The sequence below is a fragment of the Algoriphagus sp. genome, from assembly GCF_024642405.1.
Taxonomy (GTDB): domain Bacteria; phylum Bacteroidota; class Bacteroidia; order Cytophagales; family Cyclobacteriaceae; genus Algoriphagus.
In genome coordinates, this window is record NZ_JAHEBC010000134.1 from 1 (window position 1) to 10,001 (window position 10,001).

Consider the following 10,001-nt stretch of genomic DNA (forward strand, 5'->3'; position numbering starts at 1 on the left):
TCTACTCATTTTCTCGACTTGAGCAACAGAGCTTGCCCCGATGATTAGGGAACCTACTGATTTTTGAGAAAGTCCAAATTTGATCAAAAAAGCTTCTGGCATATACCCAGACTCGTGAATTACTTTTTTAATAGCGCGAACATCTTCCAAGGAATGATCCAAATAATCTGCTTCTGGTTTATCAATCAACATGCCCTTGGCAAAACTTCCACGAACCAAAACTTTTGTTTCATCAGTTTGCTCAATCAAAGGAAAGGCCTCTTCTTCCGGTCTGCGATCCAAAGGACTATACTGCATCATAACGGTAGCTGGTTTTGAATCAGTTAGCACCTTTCGGATAACATTTGGTCTTATGGATGAAATCCCAAAGTCCCTGATCTTCCCTTGGTCTTTTAAAATTTCAAAGGCTTCCAAGGTTTCTTCCCAAGGATCTTCGATTGTTCCTCCGTGCAACTGATATAAATCGATATAATCAGTTTGGAGTCTTTTTAGACTTTTTTCAACCGCTTGCAAAATGTAAGCTTTTCGCGGATTCCAGTCCCATCCCGAGCCATCTTCTCTGAGTTGATTTCCTACTTTTGTGGCTATTACAACCTCTGCTCTCCTACTTTTGATCGCTTTCCCAACCATTTCTTCATTCAGTCCTTTTTGATAAAGGTCAGCGGTATCTAAGAAATTTATCCCTTCGGAAATAGCCGCATCAATGATTTTTTGAGTCTGAGAAAAATCTTCAGGTAAAGACATGCAGCCTAAACCCAAGGATGAAATCTCGATTTTAGAAGGGGAAAGCGTTAATGTTTTCATAAAAACTTAACTTGTTTTTAAAAGATGAATGTTGTTTTCTAATAAAGGAGTTTTTTTTGGGCTTTTAAAATCTATGATTTCCTTTATTCCTTCATTAATCCCTATTTTTGAATACTTAAACCTATTGAAATGAAAAAGATCGCAGTTTTTACCTCTGGTGGAGATAGTCCCGGCATGAATGCTTGCGTAAGGGCGGTTGTGCGAACCGCCATTTACAAAGGCCTAGAGGTTTACGGAATTTATAGAGGTTACGAAGGAATGATTGAGGGTGATATCAAAAGGATGTACTCCCATTCTGTAAGCAATATTATCCAACGCGGAGGAACTATCTTAAAATCTGCCAGGTCAATGGAGTTTAAAACTCCTGAAGGCCGTAAACAAGCTTACGAAAATCTTGTTGAACATGGAATTGAGGGTATTGTCGCCATCGGTGGAGATGGAACCTTTACAGGTGCCAAAATCTTTGAAGAAGAATATGGAATTCCTACTGTTGGCTGTCCAGGAACTATAGATAACGATTTATTTGGAACTGATTATACTATTGGCTTTGATACAGCTGTGAACACAGCCTTGGAAGCTATTGATAAAATAAGAGACACTGCGGCAGCCCACGATAGGATTTTCTTTATAGAAGTGATGGGTCGAGATGCCGGTTTTATTGCGGTAGAATCAGGGATTGGTGGAGGAGCAGAATTTGTGATGGTTCCTGAGACTAAAACAGATTTGAATATTGTAGTGAAAAGTTTAAAAAACCTTAGAAAAAGTAAGAGTTCTAGTATTGTGGTTGTTGCTGAGGGTGATGAAGAGGGAAATGCAGAAACCATCATGCGTAAGGTCAAAGAAAAGATTAACGACAATAACAAAAATTTTAAATTTACTACCCTTGGCCATATTCAAAGAGGTGGCAGTCCAACGGCAAGAGATCGGGTTTTGGGAAGCTTTTGCGGAATGGCAGCAGTAGAAGGATTAATTGAAGGGAAGAGAAATTGTATGGCAGGAGTAATGAATCAAAATATAGTCTATACTTCTTTTGAAGATTGCATAGGAAAAGAAAAGCCTTTGAATAAAGGACATTTAAAATTGATGGAAATTTTAAGTATTTGATATGGGATTTATTCCAATATTCTTGACCATGGGAGGCGCATGCCTCCTATTTTTTCTTACTGTAAGAACTACCATGCAGCGCAAATTAAATTTGCAAAGGGAGTTGACTTCCAAACTTGGATTAAATCATCCGGAACTAGAAATTATTCTTGGAGAGATCGCTGATCCAGACATGATCACTGAAAAATGGAAAAAACTTCATTCGGATAAAAAGATCCCTAAAAAGAGTAGTGAAACACTTAGGTCTTTAAAAATCAATCGATTACAATATAACCAATTGATAAAAAAAGCACCTTACAATTGGGTAGCAAAAATATCCGGTTACTCTCCAATCTGAGAAGAAATATAATTCATAATCTCCTTTTCGTCAGTTGGATTAAACCAATGGATATCAGCGTCTTTTCGAAACCAAGTCAATTGTCTTTTGGCGTATCTTCGAGAATTTCGTTTAAGTAGCCTGATTGCTTCTTCCCGGTCGTACTTTCCTTCCAGAAAACCAAAAATCTCTTGATAGCCTACTGTTTGTAAAGCATTTAAATTCCTTTTTTCAAAAAATCCTTCAGCCTCATCAAATAAGCCGGCCTTTATCATCTGATCCATCCTACTATCGATACGCTGATATAATTCTTCTCGGTCCATTTCCAGACCAATCTTAATTGTCCTAAAATGTCTTTTTGCTTTCTTCTTCACCCTAAAGCTGCTGAAAGGCTTTCCTGTGCCTCTAAAAACTTCAATCGCTCTCATTAGCCGCTGAGGATTATTCTGATCAACCACTCGTAGATATTCGGGGTCAATTCTGCCCAATTCATTTTGTAAAAAGCCTAAGCCTTTTTCTTCATATTCTTTGATGATCTCCTTTCTAATAGTTGGGTCCAATTCAGGCATATCATCTAACCCATTAACTACAGCATCTGCAAATAATCCTGATCCTCCTGTCATAATAACAACCTGATGATCAGTAAAAAGCTTTTTAAGAAGAGCGATAACATCTTTTTCAAACATCTTTACATCATATGAATCTTCTATAGAAAGACTATTGATGAAATAATGAGGTATCTGGCTCAGTTCCTTTTCAGAAGGTTTAGCCGTCCCTATATTTGTTTCCTTATAAAATTGCCTACTATCGCAGGAGATAATACCTGAATTGAAATTTTTGGCTAGCTTTAAACATATTTCAGTTTTACCTACTGCGGTTGGGCCAACTACAAGAATAAGATATTTTTGTTTTTCCAAAGGTTTAATCGCTTAGACTGAGATCAAAAATCCAAACTTACAAGATGAAAAGCAAAAGGGTTCTGATTGTTGACGATAATGATATCAACCGTAAACTATTTGAGAATCTTATAGGGCAAATCTGCTTATATAAAAGTGCAAAAAATGGAATTGAGGCACTAAAGATGATACAAGAAGATAAATTTGATTTGATCCTTATGGATATCCAAATGCCTCAGATGGATGGAATCACCGCGATGAAGCAAGTGAGACTTTCAAATCATTCAGAATGCCCCATAGTTGCTGTTACTGCATTTGCTGAAATTGAAGATAGGAACAGTTTTCTGGAACAGGGTTTTGATGAATTTTTAGTTAAGCCGATAAGACCAAAAAGCTTATTGGAATGCATTAATAAATTTCTAGTAGATCAAGCTTTACCCAGCAATGGAGTGGATGAAGTCAATAACAGCCCAATTGAGCAAGTAATTTTAGATCTTAAAGTTTTAAATCAATTATTGAAATACAACAAAGTAGAAACTATAAGAACCATCTATTTAGAATTTTTGGATGAGTGCGAAACACTAGTACAGGATTCTATAAAATCCTTCAATAAGAGTGATTTAAGAATCATAAGTGAAAACCTTCATGTTATAAAAGGAAATAGCGGAACGCTTGGTGCTAATAAAATTTTCCTACTTTCAATAGAAGGAGAGCAATCCGCATTAGATGAAAACTGGCTAGAAACAAAAAAAACACTTCATAGCTTGCAAAATGAAATTCAAAATTTTAAAAATTATATTCTGGAAGAAACTATTTTTATATCATGAGTAACACAAAAAAAATTCTTGTAGGAGAAGACAGTTCTGTAATTATCAATCTGACAAAAAGCGTACTTGCCTTTGAAAATTATGAAATGAAAGCAGCTCGTAATGGAAAGCAAGTTTTGGAAATGTTAGAAAAAGAAGATTTCGACTTGATTCTGATGGATATAAGCATGCCCGTAATGGATGGTGCTTCATGTACTCAGGCAATTCGTAAATTAGATGATCCGAAGAAGTCTAAACTCCCGATCATTGCGATCTCCGGTAATGTGAATAATTACACGATGGACGAATTCCGCAAATTCGGTTTCGATGATTTTATTCAAAAACCATTGGATTTTGATAAAGTTTTAGCAACTGTCAAAAAACACTTGAGTTAAAATATGGCAATTAAATACACAAAAAATTACCTGGATAAATTAGAAAACCTTTTTGCGGCATCAGAATATTCCTTGCGGTATGAAAAAGGAAATTTCAAATCTGGATATTGTGTACTTAATGAAAATAAAATTGTCATCATCAATAAATATTTCCCTCTTGAAGGAAAAATCAATGCTCTTATAGACATTTTAACAGAATTGAATTTTAATCCTCAGGATTTTTCAGATAAAGCCAATCACGATTTTCTTCGAGAACTAAGACAAACCACTTTAAAATTTTGAAAGTAACTTTTTTGGGAACCGGTACATCTCAAGGAGTCCCTGTAATAGGTTGTTCTTGTCAAGTCTGTAAATCTTTGGATTTCAGAGACAAGAGGTTCAGGTCTTCAATACATTTTGATCTAGGTGATTTAAGCTTGGTCGTAGATACTGGCCCTGATTTCAGAAGCCAAATGTTACGGGCGGGAATTGAACGCTTGGATGGCGTTCTTTTTACCCATGAGCACAAAGATCACACGGCAGGACTTGATGATATCCGTCCTTTTAATTTCAAACAACAAAAAGACATGCCAGTTTTTGGCAGAGTTAACGTGCTCGAACAAATCAAAAGGGAATTTGCCTATGTATTCTCAAGCAAAAAATATCCAGGAGTTCCTCAAGTTGAGCCAGTCGAAATAAATGAAAAACCATTCATAATTCAAGGTGTAAAAATCATCCCAATTCCTGTTTTGCACTATAAACTTCCTGTTCTTGGCTTTAGAATTGGAGATTTTACTTATATCACTGATACTAACTTCATTCCCGATGAGTCTATGAAACTGATTGAAGGGAGCAAAATTTTAGTTCTCAATGCATTGCAAAAGAAATCACATATTTCTCACTTCACATTAGATGAAGCAGTTTTAAAAGCAAAAGAAATAGGAGCCGAACAGACTTATTTAACTCATATTTCTCATAAGCTTGGACTACATAGCGAAGTTGATAATGAATTACCGGAAGGAATTTCTTTGGCCTATGATGGCCTTCAGGTAACTTTGCATTAATGCACCTCAATTATCATTTTCTCAAATTTCTTTGCCCTGTCCTTGATGAAAAATTTAAAGGGCAAAAAATAATTTCCTGTTTCTCCCAAAGTAAGGATGAACTGATTTTTGAAACAGAAGGAGAAGAAGGGGCACTTTGGATTCGTGCACATTTAAAACCTCCACAGATTTATCTAAGCTTTCCGGATAATTTCAGAAGAGCAAAAAGGAATAGCATTAATTTATTCCCTGAACTTTTAGAGGAAACAATAAATTCTTGTGAAGTTTTAAGTTTTGAAAGATCATTTATTTTTAGACTTAATTCCGGTAAAATATTGCTTTTCAAGTTACATGCTAATAGAAGTAATGTTTTGCTTTTTGAAACCGATCAAAAGTCCCCTTTCCGAATTTTCAGAAATGAAATTTCAGAAGATAAAAACCTCGATTGGAAGTCACTTCTGGTATCCTTAGAATTAACCCGGGAACGATTCGATCAGTTGGGAGGAAATGCTTCTCAATTTCTACCTACTCTTGGAAAAATCCCCAGATCTTGGTTAAAAGAAAAAGGATATCCCAATTTGGAGCTAGATAAAAAATGGGAATTAATGGAGGAAATTCGTGATTTACTTGAAGCTCCCTTGTTTGCCTTAATAGAAACTCAAGAAGGAATCCAATTAAGTCTTTTGCCTGAAGACCAAGCTATTAAAACTTTTTCTAACCCAATTGAAGCAACTAATGAGCTTTTCTATTTAGCATTGGTAAAAGGAAATTTCGAAAAGGAGAAAAATGAATTGCTTAAAAAATTTCAGGATCAGCTTAAAAAAACAGAGTCATATCTAACGAAAGCAACAAGTAAACTTGAGGAGTTAAAGCTTAGTCCTCCACCTTCCCAACTTGCGGATATAGTGATGGCGAATCTCCATGAATTTAGAGATACTAAACAAGAGGTTGAATTATTTGATTTTTACTCTGGGAAAACTGTAAAAGTCAAATTAAAACCGCAACAAAAACCGCAGGATTTTGCAGCTCAGCTTTATCGAAAAAGCAAAAACAGGAAATTGGAATGGGAACAAATCGAAAAGACGATTCAAAATAAAAATCAATTAAAAAACGAATTGGTTTCTCAGATTCAAAACCTCAATAAAGTTGAGGAATTCAGGGGTTTAAAAACTTTTAAAAAAGAGGAAGTAAAAGAAAAGTCAATACTTAAATCTCCCTCCTCGTTACCTTTTAAATCTTTTGAGATCTATGGATTTCAGGTTTGGGTTGGAAAGTCTGCCAAAGCTAATGATGAGATGCTTAGAGGCTTTGTCCATAAAGATGATTTATGGTTACATGCTAGATTAGTACCAGGATCTCATGTAGTAATAAAAATGAAAGGATTTAATAATATCCCTCCAATGGTACTGGAACGAGCGGCTGAATTGGCAGCATTTTATTCAAAACATAAGAATGAATCTCTCGCTCCGGTAATTTATACGGAAGCAAAGTTTGTAAGAAAAGTAAAAGGTTCTCCGGATGGATCGGTAAAAGTGGATCGGGAAAATGTCATAATGGTCAAACCTAAAGGACCTGATGATTCGATTTCTAACCAAAAGTAATATCAATTCGAAATCCTTACTATTTCAAAATTGGAATTGAAAAATATTAAAAAAGCACCCTCTTGGAGAAGGTGCTTTCCTTATTTTAAATTGGTATAAAACCTTTCTTATTTGTTATTCTACTACATGTATTTTTAACATGTTTGTTCTACCCTCTCCTTTCAAAGGCATACTTGCAGTGTTGATGATAATATCACCTGTATTCACATGATTATCTTCTTTTAGGGTGTTTTCTATGTCAGCGAAAGTAGCATCTGTGGAAATAACTCTATCGTAATAATAAGCTCTGACGCCCCATACTAGTGACATTTGAGTGATTAAAGTTTTTTTACTGGTAAACACAAAAATACTTGCCGAAGGTCTATGAGAAGCAATTCTAAAACCTGTGAATCCTGATGAAGTAATTCCTACGATAGCTTTTGCTTTCACATTTCTAGAAAGTCTGGAAGCCATCAAAATCAAGTTATTGCTTAGAAAAGTTTCATCATCTTCAGGTATTTTATAAAGATTATGGTATATCTCAGCGTTTGCCTCTAAGTAACCAATAATACTACTCATCGCCTTCACAGCGTTCACTGGATATTTTCCAGAAGCCGTTTCGGCAGATAGCATTACCGCATCAGCTCCATCCAATACCGCATTCGCCACATCATTGGTTTCAGCTCTGGTAGGTCTTGGATTGACGATCATACTTTCCATCATCTGAGTGGCAATGATCACAGGTTTACAAGCCAATTTGCATTTCTCGACGATTTTCTTTTGCCAGAGCGGAACAATTTCCATGGGAACTTCAACCCCTAAATCTCCTCGGGCAACCATGATCGCATCTGTTGCTTCAATGATTGAATCAATATTTTCTAATGCTTCAGGTTTTTCAATTTTAGCAACAATTTTACAAACCTTCCCTTTAGCTTCAATTCTCTCTCTTAAATCAACGATATCTTCTGCTGACCTTACAAAGGACAAAGCAATCCAGTCGACATCCTGTTCCAAACCAAAAGCCAAGTCCTCAATATCTTTTTCAGTCAATGAGGGTGCGCTTACTTTTGTATTGGGAAGGTTAATACCTTTTCTGGATTTTAAAATACCTCCGTGGATTACAGTACAATTAACATTTTTACCGTCAGTATCATTTACCAAAACTTCTAAATTCCCATCATCTATCAGAATTCTATCACCGGTAGCTACGTCCTGTGGAAGGTTTTGATATACGGTACTTACTAAGCTGCTCGTACCAACAACAGGATCATTTGTAATAGTAATTTCATCCCCAGGCTTAATTTCAACCCCGTTATTTTCTACTTCACCTACTCTTATTTTTGGTCCTTGGAGATCTTGGAGAATACCGAGGTTTAATTTTTTTTCTTTGTTTACTTTTCGAATGATTTCGATTACTTCTTTATGTATATCATGACTTCCATGTGAAAAATTCAGTCGAAAAACATTGGCGCCAGCAGCAGCAAGACTGACAATAGTTTCATAGTTATTTGAAGCAGGGCCGATTGTTGCAAGAATTTTGGTCTTGTTAAATTGAGTATAGCTCATTGGAACATTAATAAGTTAATAGGTTCTCTTTTGATTTAAGTTTGGAAATATCCAGCTTGACAATATTTTGAACGAAGGAGTTTTTAGCCAATTGGTCTACAAATGTATGAATACTAGTCTGAAAGGTTTCATCTTGAACCAAAAGGAAATAATCCATAAATTTTAATTCTGGGATTAAATAAGTGACTTGATGCTCATTGTTCAAAGCTTTATTTTTCAACAGCTGAATAAATCCATGTGGTAAAGAAAGGAAATATTGTGATATTTTCAGGCTTGGAGAGGTAAGAAACTCTAATTCCAAATCGTCTTTTTTCACTAGATTTAAATCTAGGTCACGATTGATCAACCAAGCCATTTTATAATCCTTTACAGGGGATTGGAGGCCAAGTAGCTCAAAATCGTACGTATGTTCAATTAGTAATTTTGACTTCTTCATTGAGGAAGAAAATAGATGGTAGCAAAGTTAAAAATTTAAATCCAACCTAACAGAAGAGTCATTTATAATAAAATTTACTTGAGTCATTTCTTTGTCAATTAGGTTTTAAATATATTTCTTTGCGAAGTGTTATTAACTAAACTGATCACAAAATGTCTGAAATTGCACAAAAAGTAAAAGCCATCATTGTTGACAAACTTGGCGTAGAAGAGTCTGAAGTGACTTTAGAAGCAAGCTTCACCAATGACCTTGGAGCTGACTCTCTGGACACCGTAGAATTGATCATGGAATTCGAAAAAGAATTCAATATCTCAATTCCTGATGACCAGGCTGAGCAGATCGGCACGGTGGGACAGGCTGTTACCTATCTTGAGGCTAACGTAAAATAATAACCCATAAATTCATTTTATGAATTTAAAAAGAGTTGTTGTAACAGGTATTGGTGCCCTTACCCCAATAGGCAATACGGTCGAAGAATTCTGGACCGGATTGATTAATGGGGTGAGCGGTGCTGCGCCGATCACCAGATTCGATGCCTCTCTATTCAAAACTCAATTTGCTTGCGAAGTCAAAAATCTTGACATCGAACAGTTTATTGATAGAAAAGAGGCCCGAAAGATGGATCCCTTTACACAATATGCAATGATCTCTGTAGAAGAGGCCATGAATGACGCGGGTTTCGATCTAGAAGCTATTGATAAGTCACGTGCAGGTGTAATTTGGGGATCTGGTATCGGAGGACTAAGAACGTTTCAAGATGAAGTGACATATTTTGCCAATGGTGATGGTACTCCTCGCTTTAATCCTTTCTTTATTCCGAAGATGATTGCTGACATCAGTGCAGGATTCATTTCTATTAAATATGGTTTTAGAGGACCAAATTTTGTAACAGTTTCAGCCTGTGCTTCAGCTACGAATGCTTTGATTGATGCATTTAATTACATCAGATTAGGTAAAGCTGATATCTTTATCAGCGGAGGTTCTGAAGCTGCAGTTACTGAGGCAGGAATAGGTGGTTTCAATGCAATGAAAGCATTATCCCAAAGAAATGAATCTCCTGAAACAGCTTCGCGTCC

General features: G+C 35.9%; 13 protein-coding genes. 9 read left to right on the forward strand and 4 right to left on the reverse strand.

The window, feature by feature from the left end:
- On the reverse strand, positions 1-804 hold an 804-nt coding region (locus tag Q0L68_RS11395; protein ID WP_296703055.1), incomplete at its 3' end, for an aldo/keto reductase.
- 129 nt (positions 805-933) lie between these two features.
- Here Q0L68_RS11395 and pfkA point away from each other — a divergent pair.
- Both pfkA and Q0L68_RS11405 read left to right on the forward strand, forming a co-directional pair.
- Positions 934-1,908 (forward strand): 6-phosphofructokinase, encoded by a 975-nt coding sequence (gene pfkA / locus Q0L68_RS11400; RefSeq protein WP_296703061.1) that lies wholly within the window; start codon positions 934-936, stop codon positions 1,906-1,908.
- A 1-nt stretch (position 1,909) separates the two neighbouring features.
- Positions 1,910-2,245, forward strand: a complete 336-nt coding sequence (locus tag Q0L68_RS11405) for a hypothetical protein (protein ID WP_296703065.1) — start codon at positions 1,910-1,912, stop codon at positions 2,243-2,245.
- Here the strand turns inward: Q0L68_RS11405 and miaA are convergent.
- Positions 2,230-3,141: a tRNA (adenosine(37)-N6)-dimethylallyltransferase MiaA gene (gene miaA / locus Q0L68_RS11410; RefSeq protein ID WP_296703067.1), complete on the reverse strand. Its 912-nt coding sequence runs from the start codon at positions 3,139-3,141 to the stop codon at positions 2,230-2,232. The two genes, Q0L68_RS11405 and miaA, sit on opposite strands and share 16 nt — an antisense overlap.
- A 44-nt stretch (positions 3,142-3,185) precedes the next feature.
- Here miaA and Q0L68_RS11415 point away from each other — a divergent pair, with 44 nt between their 5' ends.
- From Q0L68_RS11415 to Q0L68_RS11435, 5 genes are read left to right on the forward strand one after another with little or no spacing between them, the layout of a single operon-like run.
- Positions 3,186-3,947: a hybrid sensor histidine kinase/response regulator gene (locus Q0L68_RS11415; RefSeq protein WP_296703070.1), complete on the forward strand. Its 762-nt coding sequence runs from the start codon at positions 3,186-3,188 to the stop codon at positions 3,945-3,947.
- Positions 3,944-4,321: a response regulator gene (locus Q0L68_RS11420; RefSeq protein ID WP_296703073.1), complete on the forward strand. Its 378-nt coding sequence runs from the start codon at positions 3,944-3,946 to the stop codon at positions 4,319-4,321. The genes Q0L68_RS11415 and Q0L68_RS11420 overlap by 4 nt, the downstream gene beginning before the upstream one ends.
- A gap of 3 nt (positions 4,322-4,324) precedes the next feature.
- Positions 4,325-4,603, forward strand: a complete 279-nt coding sequence (locus Q0L68_RS11425; protein WP_296703076.1) for a hypothetical protein — start codon at positions 4,325-4,327, stop codon at positions 4,601-4,603.
- A complete protein-coding gene (locus Q0L68_RS11430) occupies positions 4,600-5,364 on the forward strand; it encodes an MBL fold metallo-hydrolase (protein WP_296703079.1) in 765 nt (254 codons plus the stop codon). The genes Q0L68_RS11425 and Q0L68_RS11430 overlap by 4 nt, the downstream gene beginning before the upstream one ends.
- On the forward strand, positions 5,364-6,944 hold the full coding sequence (locus tag Q0L68_RS11435) for an NFACT RNA binding domain-containing protein (protein ID WP_296703080.1): 1,581 nt from the start codon (positions 5,364-5,366) through the stop codon (positions 6,942-6,944). The genes Q0L68_RS11430 and Q0L68_RS11435 overlap by 1 nt, the downstream gene beginning before the upstream one ends.
- Positions 6,945-7,058: 114 nt before the next feature.
- On the opposite strand, the gene pyk is transcribed toward Q0L68_RS11435, so the two are convergent.
- Together pyk and Q0L68_RS11445 are read right to left on the reverse strand one after the other, a co-directional pair.
- Entirely contained in the window at positions 7,059-8,489 is a 1,431-nt protein-coding gene (pyk, locus tag Q0L68_RS11440) for a pyruvate kinase (protein WP_296703083.1), read from the reverse strand.
- A gap of 7 nt (positions 8,490-8,496) precedes the next feature.
- Positions 8,497-8,925, reverse strand: a complete 429-nt coding sequence (locus tag Q0L68_RS11445) for an IPExxxVDY family protein (protein ID WP_296703085.1) — start codon at positions 8,923-8,925, stop codon at positions 8,497-8,499.
- A 152-nt stretch (positions 8,926-9,077) separates the two neighbouring features.
- Between Q0L68_RS11445 and Q0L68_RS11450 the strand changes: the two genes are divergently transcribed.
- Entirely contained in the window at positions 9,078-9,314 is a 237-nt protein-coding gene (locus tag Q0L68_RS11450; protein WP_057940051.1) for an acyl carrier protein, read from the forward strand.
- Positions 9,315-9,333: 19 nt separating this feature from the next.
- On the forward strand, positions 9,334-10,001 hold a 668-nt coding region (locus tag Q0L68_RS11455; RefSeq protein WP_296703106.1), incomplete at its 3' end, for a beta-ketoacyl synthase N-terminal-like domain-containing protein.

Excerpts from the sequence above, each read along its gene's own strand:
- pfkA (WP_296703061.1), top strand. The coding sequence starts at position 934 with ATGAAAAAGATCGCAGTTTTTACCTCTGGTGGAGATAGTCCCGGCATG.
- Q0L68_RS11405 (WP_296703065.1), top strand. The coding sequence starts at position 1,910 with ATGGGATTTATTCCAATATTCTTGACCATGGGAGGCGCATGCCTCCTA.
- Q0L68_RS11415 (WP_296703070.1), top strand. The coding sequence starts at position 3,186 with ATGAAAAGCAAAAGGGTTCTGATTGTTGACGATAATGATATCAACCGT.
- Q0L68_RS11420 (WP_296703073.1), top strand. The coding sequence starts at position 3,944 with ATGAGTAACACAAAAAAAATTCTTGTAGGAGAAGACAGTTCTGTAATT.
- Q0L68_RS11425 (WP_296703076.1), top strand. The coding sequence starts at position 4,325 with ATGGCAATTAAATACACAAAAAATTACCTGGATAAATTAGAAAACCTT.
- Q0L68_RS11435 (WP_296703080.1), top strand. The coding sequence starts at position 5,364 with ATGCACCTCAATTATCATTTTCTCAAATTTCTTTGCCCTGTCCTTGAT.
- pyk (WP_296703083.1), bottom strand. The coding sequence starts at position 8,489 with ATGAGCTATACTCAATTTAACAAGACCAAAATTCTTGCAACAATCGGC.
- Q0L68_RS11445 (WP_296703085.1), bottom strand. The coding sequence starts at position 8,925 with ATGAAGAAGTCAAAATTACTAATTGAACATACGTACGATTTTGAGCTA.
- Q0L68_RS11450 (WP_057940051.1), top strand. The coding sequence starts at position 9,078 with ATGTCTGAAATTGCACAAAAAGTAAAAGCCATCATTGTTGACAAACTT.